The organism is Actinosynnema sp. NPDC004786, from assembly GCF_053601135.1.
In genome coordinates, this window is the sequence record NZ_JBSGBG010000001.1 from 250,983 (window position 1) to 267,858 (window position 16,876).

General features: G+C 70.0%; 15 protein-coding genes. 7 read left to right on the forward strand and 8 right to left on the reverse strand.

Annotated features, from left to right (window positions below):
* Positions 1-281 (reverse strand): hypothetical protein (locus tag ACWEFJ_RS01365; protein ID WP_449712561.1); only part of this gene is annotated, 281 nt, incomplete at its 3' end.
* Positions 282-863: 582 nt separating this feature from the next.
* On the opposite strand from ACWEFJ_RS01365, the gene ACWEFJ_RS01370 reads away from it, so the two are divergent.
* The 7 genes from ACWEFJ_RS01370 (at position 864) to phoU (ending at position 10,591) form a co-directional block, all read left to right on the forward strand.
* Positions 864-2,351, forward strand: a complete 1,488-nt coding sequence (locus tag ACWEFJ_RS01370) for a hypothetical protein (RefSeq protein WP_449712562.1) — start codon at positions 864-866, stop codon at positions 2,349-2,351.
* A 620-nt stretch (positions 2,352-2,971) separates the two neighbouring features.
* The gene (locus ACWEFJ_RS01375) at positions 2,972-3,415 is read left to right on the forward strand and encodes a superoxide dismutase (protein ID WP_449712563.1); all 444 of its coding nucleotides are present in this window, start codon (positions 2,972-2,974) and stop codon (positions 3,413-3,415) included.
* 57 nt (positions 3,416-3,472) lie between these two features.
* Positions 3,473-4,624, forward strand: coding sequence for a tRNA dihydrouridine synthase DusB (gene dusB / locus ACWEFJ_RS01380; protein ID WP_449712564.1), 1,152 nt, complete (start codon positions 3,473-3,475; stop codon positions 4,622-4,624).
* Complete coding sequence (locus ACWEFJ_RS01385) at positions 4,617-5,075, forward strand: hypothetical protein (protein ID WP_449712565.1); 459 nt, start codon at positions 4,617-4,619, stop codon at positions 5,073-5,075. The genes dusB and ACWEFJ_RS01385 overlap by 8 nt, the downstream gene beginning before the upstream one ends.
* 180 nt (positions 5,076-5,255) lie before the next feature.
* A complete protein-coding gene (locus tag ACWEFJ_RS01390) occupies positions 5,256-6,119 on the forward strand; it encodes a GGDEF domain-containing protein (RefSeq protein WP_378092352.1) in 864 nt (287 codons plus the stop codon).
* A 1,887-nt stretch (positions 6,120-8,006) separates the two neighbouring features.
* Positions 8,007-9,845: an LCP family protein gene (locus tag ACWEFJ_RS01395; RefSeq protein WP_449712566.1), complete on the forward strand. Its 1,839-nt coding sequence runs from the start codon at positions 8,007-8,009 to the stop codon at positions 9,843-9,845.
* Between the two features lie 80 nt (positions 9,846-9,925).
* Positions 9,926-10,591: a phosphate signaling complex protein PhoU gene (phoU, locus tag ACWEFJ_RS01400; RefSeq protein WP_378092348.1), complete on the forward strand. Its 666-nt coding sequence runs from the start codon at positions 9,926-9,928 to the stop codon at positions 10,589-10,591.
* A gap of 6 nt (positions 10,592-10,597) precedes the next feature.
* Here phoU and ACWEFJ_RS01405 read toward each other — a convergent pair whose 3' ends face one another.
* The 7 genes from ACWEFJ_RS01405 to pstC form a co-directional block, all read right to left on the reverse strand.
* Positions 10,598-11,395, reverse strand: coding sequence for an ESX secretion-associated protein EspG (locus tag ACWEFJ_RS01405; RefSeq protein ID WP_378092345.1), 798 nt, complete (start codon positions 11,393-11,395; stop codon positions 10,598-10,600).
* Positions 11,392-12,960 (reverse strand): PPE domain-containing protein, encoded by a 1,569-nt coding sequence (locus ACWEFJ_RS01410; RefSeq protein WP_449712567.1) that lies wholly within the window; start codon positions 12,958-12,960, stop codon positions 11,392-11,394. The genes ACWEFJ_RS01405 and ACWEFJ_RS01410 overlap by 4 nt, the downstream gene beginning before the upstream one ends.
* Positions 12,961-12,979: 19 nt before the next feature.
* Positions 12,980-13,522, reverse strand: coding sequence for a DUF3558 family protein (locus tag ACWEFJ_RS01415; RefSeq protein WP_449712568.1), 543 nt, complete (start codon positions 13,520-13,522; stop codon positions 12,980-12,982).
* A gap of 10 nt (positions 13,523-13,532) precedes the next feature.
* On the reverse strand, positions 13,533-13,892 hold the full coding sequence (locus tag ACWEFJ_RS01420; protein ID WP_449712569.1) for a hypothetical protein: 360 nt from the start codon (positions 13,890-13,892) through the stop codon (positions 13,533-13,535).
* A gap of 208 nt (positions 13,893-14,100) precedes the next feature.
* A complete protein-coding gene (gene pstB / locus ACWEFJ_RS01425) occupies positions 14,101-14,877 on the reverse strand; it encodes a phosphate ABC transporter ATP-binding protein PstB (RefSeq protein ID WP_378088872.1) in 777 nt (258 codons plus the stop codon).
* A 10-nt stretch (positions 14,878-14,887) separates the two neighbouring features.
* Positions 14,888-15,802 (reverse strand): phosphate ABC transporter permease PstA, encoded by a 915-nt coding sequence (pstA, locus tag ACWEFJ_RS01430; RefSeq protein WP_449712570.1) that lies wholly within the window; start codon positions 15,800-15,802, stop codon positions 14,888-14,890.
* Complete coding sequence (gene pstC, locus ACWEFJ_RS01435) at positions 15,799-16,854, reverse strand: phosphate ABC transporter permease subunit PstC (protein ID WP_378088868.1); 1,056 nt, start codon at positions 16,852-16,854, stop codon at positions 15,799-15,801. Before pstC ends, pstA begins: the two co-directional genes overlap by 4 nt.
* Positions 16,855-16,876 lie beyond the last annotated feature (22 nt).

Sequence of the window (16,876 nt, forward strand, 5' to 3'; positions counted from 1 at the left end):
ACCGCGTCCACCAAGGCGCGGATGCCGCTGGTGTCGGGTGGCCTGACCGCGTCCACCAAGGCGCGGATGCCGCTGGTGTCGGGTGGCCTGACCGCGTCCACCAAGGCGCGGATGCCGCTGGTGTCGGGTGGCCTGACCGCTGGCAGTAGCCGCGCGCCATCGAGTTCGGGCAAACCGTCAGCTTCTGCTGGCCGGTCGACGTTGACCCGGTCACCCTGGCTGCTCTCCGCATCATCGGACGAGTTGACTGAAGAGTCGCCAACAGCGTCAGCTCCGCTCATAGCAGAACAGCATATGTGAACGAGTGTTCGATGTGGTGGATGTACTGATGTGTCGATGGTCCACGCAACCGTGACCGCAACGATCACTACTGGCGGGCACCCCGGTCAGCACCTCAGTTGACCGGTCGGCGGAGACGCTTCCAAGCGCGCAGGTTGCTGGCAGTATGGGGGTGGCTACGGTAAGCGCACTTGATCCGGCGGCAAGTGTGGTACTGCCTGGGGTCGTACGAGCTGGTGGATGCCGTTCGAGCGCAGTAAGCCACCGAGATGATGACGAGGTGTAGCGCCTGAGGGAACACAGCCGATACTGATGTATGGCCGAGTCAAAATCCGATCTCCCTCCTTTGCCCAAGCTGGAGGATCTCAACGACCGCGAACGCGAGTTGGTACAAGCGGCTCGCCGCGGTCTAGTCGTTATGTGCGAGCCCATTCTTGGGACTGATGAGCTGAAGATGAATGTTGATCCCGCCTATCAGGTTAGGGCTAAAGTAATTCGAGATATTCTGCTTGGTCTACATGGTCAGCTTGACCCACAGGGTATTCGCCTGGGTGGCGCCCAGATCGTAGGCTCACTTGATTTGAGTGAGTTATCTGCATACCTTCGCCCCCCTGAGCCTTGTCGGGTGCGCAATTGCCGAAGGATTTAGCGCTTACTACGCTAAGGTAGGGCGTCTGGATTTGAGTCGCAGCTACCTCGCGACACTAAGGGCGGACGGAATACGTATCGACGGCAGTCTCGTCCTGCGTGAAGCAGTAGTACGCGGACATGATTTCGACGGGGCAGTGCGATTGGTTGGCGCTCACGTTGGCATGCAGTTTTCAGCCGAAAGTATTACCGTGACTAACAGTATCGGCCCAGCCCTATATGCCGACGGGCTTCGCGTTGATGACACACTCGCCTTAGAGAGTGCAAATATGCGCGGCAAAAGCAAGCGCGGCACGGTGCGCTTGATTAACGCTCAGGTAGCCAATGAAGTCAATGGCAGAAATGCCATATTTGTAAATGATATCGGCCCCGCCCTGCATGCTGAGGGTATTCGCGTTGGCAGCACCGTAAACTTGTTCGAGGCAACAGCGCGGGGCAATGACGCGCGTGGTGCCATACGCCTTCTGGGTGCCCATATTGGAGGTCAGCTACTTCTGGAGGCTGTACATCTAGCTAACGACATAGGCCCCGCTTTGCAGGCCGAACAAACCCACGTTGGCGGGTTTCTCAAGCTTGACTCTGCGACAGTACACGGCGGCGGAGAATTCGGCGTAATCATTCTGTCGAGTGCGAAAATTGGCACCACGCTCTCCTTCGTCGGGCTGCGAGTGGAAAGTTCTTCCCCTCTACTTTTCGATCTAGCAAGAACGCAGGTGGAAGGTGTTATTCATTCCCTTCAAGAGGTAGTTTGCTCTGATCCTTCCGGGGGCGACGTTTGCATGCAGTCGGGCCAGGTGGATTTGAATGAACTGACTTACTCGACATTGGGACAAGAGAGTTGGCAGCAGTGGTTGCACTTGATATCAGCTCACACGAAGAACTATAGACCCCAACCCTACCAGCAGTTAGCGGCTATTGAGCGTGCCGCCGGACATGACGGCAATGCTCGTCAAGTGCTGATCGCACAACAGGATGACCGATATCACCGCACCCCTTCTGCCATCGGAGGCCGGTGGACTAGGTCCGTGTACTGGACGTGGGGACGATTGGCCGGTTATGGCTACCGGACCCGTACCCTCGCCTTGATTCTGTTGATCGCTCTGATCGCAGCAAGCCTCGCCGGTTATATCGCCGGTCAAATACCCACCCGGCCTGGGCACCACGCCGCCGAACGTGTAGTCTCTCCGTCCGGTGCTACCACCGCGCTAGGTACGCGATGCTCAACCGTCGAACTGATCGGCCTAGGTGTGGATCGCGGACTACCCCTAGGTGCCACTGGCCTACGCGCCAAATGCGACCTGGACACCTCCACCCGCCGCGGCCAGGTCCTCACTCTCCTCATGTGGATTATCCAGGCCATGCTGTGGGGACTGATCACCCTTGCAATAGCCGGATACACCAACCTCATTCGCAAAACTCCCTGATCCACACTCAACGGTCCAGTCACACGATGGTGAGATGATCTGACAAGTGCGCGCCTTGGACCGCGTGGGGACCAGACTATGCACGGAGGCGAACAACCCGCAGGTGGGCCAATAATGGGCATGTTTGCCGTGGAGCGCCTGACTGGCCAAATGGTCACTCCGACGTCTTAGGAGTCAAGTGCCTAATGTGGCGATGCCCCAGCCCTGCGAAGGATTCTCAGTAGCCATAAGCGGCCGGGTGGGCAAGCATTGCGGACGGTGATGGGCGGAACGGGCAGCTTCCGGCAGGCAAGATCGACTCCCCCAGTTACCCCTGACTAACGACGAGAGACGACCGTATCGTTCGATCCACAGTGGTCGTTCGCGTTTGGAAATCTTGCAGGTTGTAGTCGGTACTGGAAGGTGTCGACAGACGATGATAAGGCAAGATTCACAACCTTCGGGTTCAGGGTTCGAGTCCCTGGCGGCCCACAATGGCGTCACGGCGCATTCGGCCGCGTTCGAATTCATCGTGGCACCGGGGTCGTGTCCGGGGACGACCGGAACGGGTGATGTGGCTGGCGGTGTGGGGCCTGGGCGGATAAGTAGAGGCCATGCACTTCGTAGCTGCACTCGCGCTCATGTCTTCGTTCACCGTGGTGTCCGGGGACCTGACCAGCTATGACGCACGTGTGCCCGTCGGTGCGCGGGCCGAGGTGGTGGCGGCCCCGGACGATGGCGGCACGGTCGTGCTGCTGCGCACCAGTGGGCTGCTGCCCGACCGGGCGTACGGGGCGCACGTGCACGTCAACCCGTGCGGCGCGGGGCCGGCGGATGCCGGGCCGCACTACCAACACGTGCCCGGTGGGGCGACGGATCCCGCGTTCGCCAACCCGCGCAACGAGATCTGGCTCGACTTCACCACCGACGGGCGCGGGCGGGGGCAGGCCCTGGCCCGGGTCGACTGGCGGTTCGGGGAGCGGCGGCCCGGATCGGTCGTCCTGCACGAGGAGCACACGCACACCGAGCCGGGGCACGCGGGCACGGCCGGGGCGCGGGTCGGGTGCCTCACCGTCCCGTTCTGACCCCGGTCGCGGCGGGTGACGTCCGCCACTGGCCGGGCTGGGCGACAATGGAGGGCGATGTCCACCGCCCTGCACGACGCCACCAAGCCCCTGACGATCGGCCGGTACCCGGTCGATCCCGCCGTCGTGCTCGCGCCCATGGCCGGCATCACGAACGTGGCCTTCCGGCAGCTGTGCCGCGAGTTCGGCAGCCCCACCTCGCTGTACGTCTGCGAGATGATCACGGCCCGCGCGATCGTCGAGCGCGACGCCAAGACCATGCAGATGATCACCTTCGGCGAGGGCGAGAGCCCGCGGTCGATGCAGCTCTACGGCGTCGACCCGAAGTCGATGGCCGAAGCCGCGAAGATCATCGTCGGCGAGGACCGGGCCGACCACATCGACATGAACTTCGGGTGCCCGGTGCCGAAGGTGACGCGCAAGGGCGGCGGCGCGGCGCTGCCGTACAAGAGGCAGCTGTTCCGGCAGATCGTGCGGGCCACCGTGCGCGCCGCCGAGCCCGCCGGGGTGCCGGTGACCGTCAAGTTCCGGATCGGCATCGACGAGGACCACCACACCTACCTCGACGCCGGCCGCATCGCCGAGGACGAGGGCGCGCAGGCGGTCGCGCTGCACGCCCGCACCGCGTCCCAGCGCTACTCCGGCCAGGCCGACTGGTCCGCGATCGCCCGCCTGAAGGAGGCCGTGACCAGCATCCCCGTGCTCGGCAACGGCGACATCTTCAGCGCGCGCGACGCCCTCGACATGGTCGCCAAGACCGGGTGCGACGGCGTCGTCGTCGGCCGCGGCTGCCTCGGCCGGCCGTGGCTGTTCGGCGAGCTGCAGGCCGCGTTCCGGGGCGAGCCGATCCCGCCCGGACCGCGGCTCGGCCAGGTCGCGGCCGTGCTGCGCCGCCACGGCGCGCTGCTCGCGGACTTCCTCGGCGAGGACAAGGGCCTGCGCGACCTGCGCAAGCACATGTCCTGGTACCTGAAGGGCTTCCCGGTCGGCGCGGAGCTGCGGCGCGGCCTCGCCATGGTCTCGACCCTCGCCGAGCTGGACGACCTGGTCGGCCGGCTCGACCCCGACCTGCCGTTCCCGGACAACGCCGACGAGCCGCGCGGCCGCCAGGGCTCGCCCGGCAAGGTCGTGCTGCCCGAGGGCTGGCTGGACGACCCGGAGGACGCCACCGTCCCCGAGGGCGCCGACGAGCTGCACTCGGGTGGGTGACGTGGGCGTCCGCGCCGCCGCGGCGCTGACGTGTGCCCTCGTGCTGACCGGCTGCGGCTCGGTGGTCACCGGCGCCGCCCGTCCGCTGCGGGTCACCGACGTGGAGCGCGAGCTGGTGACGGGCTACTTCGCCGACCTCAACGAGGCGGGCTCGCAGGGCACGTCGGAGCAGCACGAGCTGCTCGGCGAGACCCAGCACCCCGACTTCCGCGACAACGGCTGCCAACTGCCCTCGGGCACCATCAGGGTGCAGCCGACCATGTCGACGCTGCGCCTGGACCCGGCGTGGGCGCCGCCCGGCCGGGACGAGCACCCGCGCGGTGTCGTGCTGGTCGTCGCGGTGACGCTGACCGTCGTGCAGGAGGGCGCCGAGATCGGCAGCCAGATCGGCTCGCAGCACGTCGTGCTGCTCAACGGCAAGGTCTACGGCTTCGCGCCCTGCGTCAATTGAGGTGACGCCGGCCCGGTCGACCACGCTGCGCGAACTTCGTGACCTTCGGATCACCGAATGTCACTAGTTCGGAGCAGTGCACAGTCAACCGGTCGAGGGAAATCCCTCAGTGACGCGTCCTGGCCGCTCAAGCGTCGCCTCGTATCAGACGACACCTTGGCAAGGAGGGAGGTGAGCGCGATGACCGCACTGCGACCCGAGGTCACCGACCCGGACAGCGACGGCGAGCCCGGCGTGGGCGTGCCCGCGGCCGAGAGCGAGGGCACCGGTCTGGTGCAGCTGCACGAGTCGATCGCCGCGCTGCTCGCCTCCCGGGGCCAGTGGCGGCAGGCGTACCAGCACCTGCGGTCCGCGTTCGACCTGGTCTACGCCGACCAGGACGAACAGCCACAGGTGCCCGAGCAGCTGCGCCGCGAGGTCGACCGGCTGCGCCGCGAGCACGCCGAGGCGCGGGAGCAGAGCCTCCGGGACAGCCTCACCGACAGCTACAACCGCAGGTACCTGGACGAGCGACTGGTCGCGATGGTCGCCGAGCGCGGCTCGACCACGTCCGGTCTCGCCATCGCGTTGATCGACCTCGACTGGTTCAAGCAGGTGAACGACACGTTCGGGCACCTGTTGGGTGACCGGGTGTTGCAGCGCGTGGTCGAGCTGCTCCAGGAGGAGCTGCCGGAGGGCGCGTTCTGCGCCCGCTACGGCGGGGAGGAGTTCGTCCTCGTGCTGCCGGGCGTCGAGCCCGCGTCGGCGGTGGAGATCGCCGAGGCGGCCCGCATGCGTGTCGAGCGTCACGCTTGGTCTTCGTTGGCGCCGGGTTTGCGAGTGACCGTCAGCATCGGGTTGGCCTACGAGCCGCCCTCGGCGGACTCGCCGGCGCGTCCGCCGACCGCCCCCGAGCAGCAGTTGCTGCACGCGGACAGCCTCCTCTACACCGCCAAGCAGTCAGGACGGAACGCCGTCGCCTACCGGGACAACGGCCGGGTCCGCCTCGCGGGTGCCGCTTCCGGGCGACGCGGGATAGCCGAATCGAGGGTCGCCGGTTACTGACACCGATCGGTAACTCACCCTTTCGGACGTAGTCTGCTGCGCGCAACCGAGTACGACCAACCCCTGTATCACCGGGAGTGGTCGTCAGGACTGGCGGTCATCCGTAGTATCGCCAAGGCAAGTGACACGCCGTTGGTGCAACCACTGTGTCCTCGCCGACGTCAACTCGTGATGACGACCGACTAATGACCGACGCTGAAGGGAGACCGGGTGCCCGACGAGCCCCGCCGTGGCGGCCCCGGACCCGGAGGTGACCAGGCCCCGCAGGAAGACCAGCCGACCGGCCGTCGTCGCAGGTCGCTGGACGCAGGCGGGCTGAGCGTGTCCGACCTGCTGGAGCAGCACAGCCGCACGAACATCCCCCGCCCGGTCCCACCCGGTCCGTCGGACACCGGCCGGCGCGCCGCGCCCGAGCCGGAGCCGCCCCGCAGACCCACGCCGCCCACGAACGGCAGGCACGCGCCCGAGGGCACGGGCCGCCGCGCCGCCCCGGAGCCGCCGCCGCGCAGGCAGGCGCCGGAGGACACCGGCACCAGGCCCCGGCCGGCGAACGGCGCACCCCCCGGACGCCGCCCCGCCGCTCCGCCGGACTTCTTCGCCCCGGCGAACGAGGGCACCGGCACCCGGACACCGCGCCCCGCGCCGGAGGACACGGGCGGACGTCGTTCCGCGAACGGCCACCGGCCCGCCGAGGCCGACCCGAGGCGTCCCGCGCCGCCCGCCGAGGTGGGCGGCGAGCCGAGCAGGCGGATCCCCGCCAACGGCCGGCCGCGTCCCGAGGGCGGCGCACCGCAGGACCCGTCGCGCCGGCTCGCCGAGGGCACCGGCCAACGCCCCCGCCCGGACCTCCCCGGCACGCCGCCGGGTCGACGGCCCGCGGAGGGCGCACCGCAGGGCTTGACGCCCGACGCGACCCGACGCGCGGCGGAGGGCGATGGACCGCGCAGGCGAGCCGACGATCCGGCTCCCGGCACATCCCGGCGTGCGGCGGACGGCGGCGGAGCGCGGCGGCACCCCGAAGACCTCACACCCGACGCGCCTCGGCGTGACGGCAGCGGACCCCGGCGACGCCCCGAAGACCCGCTCGACGCGCCCCGACGGGCGGCGGACGGCGTCGCGCCGCGGCGGCATCCCGACGAACTCCCGCCCGACGCGACCCGACGCCCGGCCGACGGCAGCGGACCACGGCGGCGACCGGACGAGACCGGACGCCGGCCCGCCGAGGGCGTGGGCGTCGAAGGCGCCGGCCGGCGGCTCGCGGACGGACCCCGGCCCGGTGAGAACACCGGCCGACGTCCGCGCCCCGGCGCTCCGGTCGACGGACCGCGTCGCCTCCCCGACGGCAGTGGACCGCGACCGCACCCCGAGGACCTGGCGCCGGGCACGCCTCGCCGCCTCGCGGACGGCAGCGGACCGCACGACCTGAACGGCGCACCCCGCCCCGGGGCGCGCCCACGTCCGGAAGACCCGCGCCGCGCGGCGGACGGCCCACGACCGGGCCTGCCCGGCGACGACCCGACGGGCCGCCGTCCGGACGCCAACGTCCCGCGCCGACTGGCCGATGGGCCACCCGTCCCACCGGTGGACGGCGGAGCCCCGCGCCGACTCGCCGACGGACCCCCCGCGCCGATCGACGGCGGCGCACCCCGGCGGCTCGCGGACGGCCCCCCGGTCCCGGTGGACGGCAGCGGACCGCGACGGCTCGCGGACGGACCGCCCCTCGACGGCAGCGGCCCCCGTCGGCTTGCCGATGGACCGCCCGTCGACGGCAGCGGACCGCGACGGCTCGCCGACGGTCCTCCGGCCGACGGCAGTGGTCCGCGACGGCTCGCCGACGGGCCGCCCCCCGTGCCGGCCGACGGCGGTGCGCCGCGGCCGGGTGGTGACGTGCCCGGGCGGAGGTTCGCCGAGGACGCCGCGCCCGACCAGGCGCCCCCCATCGCCGACCGCCTCGGCGCGCCCGGCCCGGAGCCCCGCGACGCCATCGACCCGGCCAGCCTGACCACGGAGATGGAGGCCATCAGCGACGACGTCAAGAAGCGTCGCGAGGTCGACCACACCCTGGCCCGGTTCTCCGCCGTCCACGACGAGCTGGCCGAGCAGGAGCGACTGCGCAAGGAACGCCGCCAGAAGCTCATGCCGTGGAAGGCCGACCACGACGAGGACGCCACCGAGTACGCCTCGCCGGTCGACGACCCGGAGCTCGACGGCCCGCGCCGGCGCGGCCGCACGGCCAAGCACAGCAAGATCGTCCGCTCGGTCAAGGTCGTCGCGCTGACCGCCGCCGTGCTGGTGTTCGTGTCCACCGGCCTCGGCTGGGGCGCGATGTTCTACATCGACAGCAAGATCACCGAGATCGACGCGCTGAACACCAACTCCGCCGCGGTGCACGAGGCGGAGAAGCAGCTCGGTGACGAGAACTTCCTCATCGTCGGCTCGGACACCCGGGCCGGGGCCAAGCCGCAGGACGGCGTCGGCGACTCCAGCGCCGAGCCGGGCGCGCGCTCGGACGTGCTGATGCTCGCCCACATCCCGGCGGACCGGAAGCGCATGGTCGTCGTCTCCGTGCCGCGCGACCTGCGCATCACGCGCCCCGCGTGCGAGCGGTGGGACCCGACCACGGGCGAGTACTCCGGCGAGCAGCTCGACGCCGAGGAGGGCGTCCGCGCCAACGAGCCGTACGCGGTCGGCGGGCCGCGGTGCGTCAGCAAGTTCATGACCGAGCTGACCGGCCTGGAGATCAACCACTTCATCAGCGTCGACTTCAACGGCTTCAAGGGCATGGTCGACGCGATCGGCACCGTGCCGGTGTGCGTGCCGAAGCCGATGAAGGACGACGAGCTGGGCGTGATCTTCGAGCAGCCCGGCAGGTTCGAGATCAACGGCGACAAGGCGCTCGACTACGTGCGGGCGCGCAAGGTCAACGGCGAGGTGTTCGGCGACTACGACCGCGTCACGCGGCAGCAGAAGTTCCTGTCCTCGTTGCTGCGCAAGGCGCTCTCGTCGGAGATCCTGCTGAACCCGAGCAAGCTCAACGCGTTCCTCAACGCGTTCGCCGCCTCGACCGTCGGCCAGAACATCGGCGTGAACGACATGCTGACGCTGGCGCAGTCGTTGCAGAGCCTGGAGGCCGGCCGGGTCACGTTCATCACCGTCCCGCACGAGACGTCCGAGGGTCCGACGCTGTCCAACGACGACAACGTGGAGTTGTTGAAGGAGGAGGACACCCGGAAGTTGTTCCAGGCCATCATCGACGGCACGCCGCTGCCGGAGGAGACGCCGGACGACACCGCGGACCAGGCCCAGGGTCAGGCGCAGACCCCCGCGCCGACCGGCCCGAAGCAGGGCAAGGTCATCGACCACAAGGGACTGAAGGTCCAGGTCCGCAACGGCGACCCGGACAACGCCGGCGCGGCCGGCCGGACCACGGCGGCGTTGCGGGAACTCGGCTACGACGTGGTGCTGCCCGGCGACGCGCCGCCCGCGGAGAAGACGGTGATCCTGTACGGGGCCGGCGCGGAGGACGCGGCGGCGACGCTGCACTCCTCGGTGCCCGGTGCGACGTTGCAGTTCCAGGCGAACATGGCCGGCGCGGTGCAGTTGCTGATCGGGCCGGGCTGGGACGAGGAGGTCCGCGCGCCGCAGGCGGCGGGCACCGACCCCGGCAAGGCGCAGGCGCCCGAGGACCTGCCCGTCGTCAACGCGGGGAAGGACCCCTGCGCCTGAGCCGACTGGACGTCTTGGGTTCACCACCGGTTCACCGGGGTGGGTCGCTACCGCTATGACCTGGCCGTAGGCTGTCGGCCATGCGTGAGGCCTACCATGACCGGCTCGGACAGCTCGCCGACCAGCTCGCCGACATGTGCGGCATGGCCGGTGACGCGATGGAGCGCGCGACCGCGTCCCTGCTCGAGGCGGATCTCGCCCTGGCCGAGCAGGTGATCGGCGACGACGCCAAGATCGACGACGTGCGCGCCGGCATCGAGGAGCAGGCGTACGCGCTGCTGGCGTTGCAGGCGCCGGTCGCGACCGACCTGCGCATCGTGCTGGCGGTGATCCACGCCGCCGAGAGCGTGGAGCGGATGGGCGACCTGGCGCTGCACGTGGCGAAGGCCGCGCGGCGCAGGCACCCGAACCCGGTGCTGCCGGACACGGTGCGGCCGTACTTCGCCGAGATGGGCCGCATCGCGGTCGAGCTGGCGCGGGAGGCGACGGACATCATCCGCACCCAGGACGTGGCGCGGGCGCGGTCGTTGGAGGACGCCGACGACGCGATGGACGACCTGCACCGGCACCTGTTCACCGTGATCATGGACCGGGAGTGGGCGCACGGCGTGCCGTCGGCGGTGGACACCACGTTGCTGGGCCGGTTCTACGAGCGGTTCGCCGACCACGCCGTGTCGGTCGCCAAGCGGACCGTCTTCGTGGTCACCGGGCGGATGCCCGGCTACCACCCGGCCGACGGGTCCTGACGCGCGTCAGCCGAGCAGGCCGTTCAGCTCCTGCGCGAGCTGGGCGGCGATGCGCGCGTTGTCGGCGGGGGCGTGGGTGAGCCACTTCCGCCCGTCCGGCCCCTGCCGCGTCTGCGACAGGTAGCGGCCCTGGTCGTTGTCGAACCAGGCGACCTGCGGCGCGCGCTGCTCCCGGCCGTGCCGGCCGCGGACCGTGACGCCGAACTGGCCCGCGCGCAGCCGGGGGCGTTCGAACACCGCCTCCAGCGCGCGGACCTGCGCGGACGCCGTCGAGCGCGGCGCCATGGCCTGGGTGAACGTGGCGTTGCCGAAGTCGTCGTCGCGGCGCGGCGGTGGCGGCGGCGCGGACGTGGGCATCGGCACGGTGATCGACTGGCCCGGGCCGGGCCGGGACGGGGGCACGAGGTCCACGATCGTGCGCAGCAACGCGGGCGCGCGCATCACGTCCACCTTGATCTGCCGGTCGTCCATCACGGCGAGCGCCGCCGTCTCGCCGGCCGCGCCGCCGCGCGCCAGCAGTTGGCGCTCGACGTTGCGGGCGTCCAGCGAGGCGACCGCGTTGAGGCAGAAGTCGAACCGCACGAGCAGGGTGAGCGCCTCCTCGACCTCGGGCGCGGCCCGGCCGTTCCGGGCCAGGCCGCGTGACTCCAGGTCGCGGTAGACGGCGTTGCGGATGCCGCGCCGCTCGTCGAGCGTCTGCCCGAGGTAGGGGAACTCGAACGGGTAGGGGCGGCTGCCGAGCTTGAGGTCCTCCCAGAGCATGTCGGCCGCCGCGTGGGACAGGGCGAACGAGAACACGCTCACCCGCCGATGACCGGCGGAGCGACCATGGTGCCGTCGCCGAAGACGTCCTCGGTCTCCACCAGGTAGGACGCGGCCTTGTGCTCCTTGTCCTCGTCGCCCTGGCCGCGCGCGCCCGCGGCGCCCGCGCCCATCCCCGCGCCCATGCCGCCGGGGCCGCCGCGGCCCGCCGCGCCCGCGCCGCCGAGACCGCCGCTGCCGCCGGGTCCGAAACCGGAGCCGGCGCCGGACCGGCCGGCCTCGCCGAGCGCGCCCGAGGCGCCGCCGGGCCCGAAGCCGCCCACGCCGCCCAGGCCGCCGCGACCGGCCGCCGCCAAGCCGCCGGGACCACCGCCACCGGGGACGCGGCCCATGCCGCCACCGCCGCCACCCCCGCCGGGGCCGCGGGTGCCGGGGCCGTTCGGCAGGCCGGGACCGGGACGTCCGCCGGGCGGGAAGGGCTGCCGGTTGGGGCCGCCGCCGGGCGGGAAGTAACCGGGCGGGTAGGGGCCGCCGCCACCGCCGCCGGGCAGGTTGGGGTTGCCGCCGCCGGGACCGGGCAGGGTCGTCGTGCCACCGCCGCCGGAGCCGTTCCAGCCGGACTGGTTGGTGTTGCCACCGCCGCCGCCACCGGTGCCGCCGCCCGTGCCGCCACCGCCGGGCACGCCGGCGTCGCCGAACCCGGAGCCGCTGCCCGTGCCGTTCCCGGTGCCGCTGGGGATGGTCGGCCGGCCGCCGATCTGCCCGTTGCCGTTCTGGCCGGGGTCGCCGCCGCCGCCCGTGCCGTCCATGGGCGGGGGCGGGGAGAAGGCGGGCATGGTGGAGCCCGACTCCTGGAAGTCCTGCGACATGGTTGTCATGACCTCGGCGGCCCGTTCGTGGGCCTGCTGCTTCTCCTCGAACTTCTGCTCGATCTTGTCGATCGTCTCGGCCCACTTGAACGGGTTGGGCTCGGAGAAGAACATCTTGTAGGCGTCGGCGGTGCTGAACTCGACCGGCTCGGGCATCGCGTTCTTCGCCTGCTCGGCCGCGGTGCTCTGGGCGTACAGCTTGTTGCCGGTGAGCTGCGCGCCCTGCGCCGCGTTGCCGGACCAGGTGGCCACGTTGGTGAAGTAGCCCTGCGCCGCCTCCGCCGCCGAGCCCTGCCAGGCGCCCTTGCTCGCGGCGGTCGCGCTGGTCAGGTTGGCCTGCAGCTCGGCCAGCGTGTTACCGATCTTGGTCCACGCCTCGCCCTGCTCGTTGGCCGTGCTCGGGGCCATGTTCGTGGTGACCATGTCCTTGAGGGTCTTGTGGTCGTAGCCCAGGTAGTGCGAGCCGGCGGGGACGAGCGGCGGCCGGTAGTTCTCCACCACCTGCTCGAGCTGCTGCTCCTGGTCCCGCTGGTACTGCGCGGACTGCTGCTTGTAGCGGATGTAGTCGTCGAGCGTCGTGATGGCGCCGAAGATCCCCGGGTTCTCGGCGCGCGCGCGTTCGTACTCGGCGCGCAGTTGGGCCTCGGTCTGCCCGGCGTAGGTGACCTGGGTCGCCTGGCTGTTGCCCTGCGGCGACGGCGGCGGCCCGGACGGCGGCTGCGAGTTCGGCGGCGTCACGACGTTCTCCCCCCTCGGGTTACTTGGGCAGCTTCGGTTCGATGGCGTTGGCGATCTTGGTGGCGGTCTCGCACGCCTCGGCGAGGTTGGCCCGCGAGGAGGTGATGACATCGACCCTGGAAGTCGGGGTCACCTCGACGGCCACCAGGCACGACCGGTCGGTGCCGGGGGCTTCGACGAGCCTGGCCTTGCGCGAGCCGACGGTGATGTCGGACTTCTGCCCGTCACCCGTGGCGTCGGCGATGGCGAGTTCGGGCTGCTTGGTGAGCCCGACCGCCCCGGTGTCCCCGTAGTCGGCCCCGCACTCCTTCTCGTCGACCGCCTCGATGTTCGACAGGCTCAGTTGCGACGCCACGGACTCGAGGACCGCGCACGAGTCGAAGTCGGCCAGGGAGTCGCCGCCACCGGACGGCTTCGTGGTGGTGGTCGCCTTCGACGTCTGCCCGGTCGACGCCGACCCCTCGGGTCCCGGCGTGGGGGTTCCCTCGGTCGTGCAGCCGGTGGCGACCACGCCCAGCACCGCCAACGACAGCACGACGCGAGCCGACAATCCCTTGATCAAGTCTCCACCCTCAGTAGCGCTTGTAGGTGCTCGCGTTCGAGTCGTCCACCTGGCCGTAGTTCTCGATCGCCTTCTGCAACGCCTCCCGCGCTTCCGCCAACGCGGACTGCAACTGCTTGATCGCCGGAATGATGCCGGTCGTCCCGGCACCACCTTCCGCGCTCTCCTGGTTATAGCGCGCCATGGCGGTGCCGTCAGGACTGGTACCGAGTTTCGTCTCCTGACGAAGACGGCCGACCTGGGTGTCCAGCCTCGAGAGATCCCGCTCGGCGCTGTCGATCGCCTTCAGGTAGGCCTGGGCGCCTTCCTCGCTGATGGCGAACGAGCCCGACTCGGCGGCCTGCTTCAGGCCCACCATGTTGGCCGTCATAGCCTGCATGGACTGTGCGCTCCACGCACCTTCCGCCGCCACGGTTACCCCCTGCGAGTCCGCCGATCCCAGCCGTCACGGTACCTCCGAAAGGAGGACCATGTCTCGATTTTGACGGTCGCGGCGGACGGCCGGTTCCCCCTGTCACCCGAACGCGCGGAGGCCCTCCCACCGCTGGTGGGAGGGCCTCCGGACGCCGGAGCGGTGATCAGCCGAAACGGCCCGAGATGTAGTCCTCGGTGGCCTTCTGGCTCGGGTTGGAGAAGATCTTCTCCGTGTCGTCCACCTCGATCAGCCGACCGGGCTGACCGACACCCGGCAGGTTGAAGAACGCGGTCTGGTCGCTGACCCGCGCCGCCTGCTGCATGTTGTGGGTCACGATGACGATCGTGTACTCCTTCTTCAGCTCGGTGATCAGGTCCTCGATCGCGAGCGTGGAGATCGGGTCCAGCGCCGAGCACGGCTCGTCCATCAGCAGCACGTCCGGCTGCACGGCGATCGCCCGCGCGATGCACAGCCGCTGCTGCTGACCGCCGGACAGGCCGCCGCCGGGCCGGTCGAGGCGGTCCTTGACCTCGTTCCACAGGTTCGCCCCGCGCAACGACCGCTCGGCCACCTCGTCGAGCTTCTTCTTGTTCCGCTCGCCCGCGAGCTTCAGGCCCGCCACCACGTTGTCGCGGATCGACATCGTCGGGAACGGGTTGGGGCGCTGGAACACCATGCCGATGGTCCGGCGCACCTGCACCGGGTCGACCGAGGACGCGTAGATGTCCTCGCCGTCCAGCAGGACCTTGCCCTCCACCCGCGCGCCGGGCGCCACCTCGTGCATGCGGTTCAGCGACCGCAGCACGGTGGACTTCCCGCAGCCGGACGGGCCGATGAACGCCGTCACGTTCTTCGGCGGCACGGCGAGCGAGACACCGTCCACGGCGTGGAACTTGCCGTAGTACAGGTTGAGGTCTTTCACGTCGATGCGCTTGGCCATGACCGCCCGCTCACTTCGTCTTCGGAGCCAGCCACCGCGAGATCACGGTCGCCAGCAGGTTGAACAGCGTGATGATGATGACCAGGGTGATCGCCGCACCCCAGATCCGCTCGAAACCGGCCTGCGTCGGGTTGTTCCGCTCCGCCGTCATGAGCAGCGGCAGCGACGCCATCGGTCCGTCGAACAGGTTGTAGTTGATGTACGGCGCGTAGGCGGCCAGCACGAGCACCGGCGCGGTCTCGCCCATGACGCGGGCCAGGGCCAGCATGATGCCGGTGATGATGCCGGACAGCGCGGTCGGGATGACGACCTTCACGATCGTCTTCCACTTGGGGATGCCGAGCGCGTAGGACGCCTCGCGCAGCTCGTCCGGGACGATCTTCAGCATCTCCTCGGTGGTCCGCACGATCACCGGCACCATCAGCAGCACCAGGGCGAGCGACACCGCGAAGGCGCTGCGGCCGAAGCCGAAGTACGTGATCCACAGCGTGTAGACGAACAGCGCGGCCACGATGGACGGCACACCGGTCAGGATGTCGACCATGAACGTGGTGGCGCGCGACAGCCTGGACCGGCCGCCGTACTCCACCAGGTAGATGCCGACGAACAGGCCGATCGGCACGGACAGCACGCCGCACACCAGGCCCTGCACCAACGTGCCGTAGATGGCGTGGTAGACGCCGCCGCCCTGCTGGCGGGACAGCAGGCCGGACAGCGACTTCTGCCACCAGTCGCCGTCCAGCACGACCGGGAAGCCGCGCTGGACGACCACGAACAGCACCCAGATCAGCGGCACGATCGCGATCAGGAACGCCCCGTAGACCAGGGCGCTCGCGACGGCGTTCTTGACCTTGCGCGCGGCGCTGACGCTCTGGAACGTCGGCGGCGTGGCCAGGCGGTTCAGGTCCGCCGTGTCGGTCGTCATTCGTACTCCTTGTGACCGGCGACGATGGACCGGGCGATGGCGTTGACGCCGAACGTCAGCACGAACAGCACCAGGCCGGCGGCGATGTAGGCGCCCGCCGTGCGCGGGTCGTTGAACTCGGGGGCGGCCAGCGCGATCTTGGACGCGAACGTCGCGCCGCCGTCGAACAGGCTCCACGTGAACGCCGCGCCGGTGCCGCTGAGGATGATCGTCAACGCGATCGTCTCGCCGAGCGCGCGGCCGAGGCCGAGCATCGAGGCGCTGACGTAGCCCGCCTTGCCGAACGGCAGCACGGTGGTCCGCACGACCTCCCACTTGGTGGCGCCCAGGGCGATGGCGCCCTCGATGTGGGTGACGGGCGTGCGGTCGAACACCTCGCGGCTCACCGCGGTGATGATCGGCAGGATCATCACCGCCAGCACGATGCCGGCGGTGAAGATGGTGCCGCCCAGCTCGATGCTGACGTTGCCCTCGGCGAACAGCGGGATCCAGCCCAGCGTCGAGGTCAGCCACTCGCCGATCGGGGTGAGCACGGGGCCGAGCACGAGCAGGCCCCACAGGCCGAAGATGATCGACGGCACGGCGGCCAGCAGGTCGATGACGTAGGCGAACGGCCGGGCGAGCCGGCGGGGCGCGTACTGGGTGAGGAACAGCGCGATGCCCAACGCGATCGGCATCGCGATGACCAGCGCGAACGCCGACGACACCACGGTCACCAGGAGCAGGTCCAGGATGCCGTAGCGCATGTTGTTCACGTCGCCGGTCGACCACTCGCGGCTGGTCAGGAAGTTGACCTTGTCCAGCGCGAGCGACGGGATGGCCTGGAGCAGCAGGAAGATGCCGATCGCCGCGATCAGGACCACGATGAAGATGCCCGAGCCCGTGGCCAGGCCGGCGAAGATCCGGTCACCCGGCCGGACGACAGTCTTCCGATCGGCTTCCGTGGTCGGGGGAATCGGAGCCTCCGAGGCGGGTCGGGCAGCCGGAACGCCCTCACGGGCACCGGTCGTGCCGGTGCCCGCGGGGCGTGGGGCCACTGTGCGGTCGTTCATCGCAATGGCGTTCCCGGGAAGT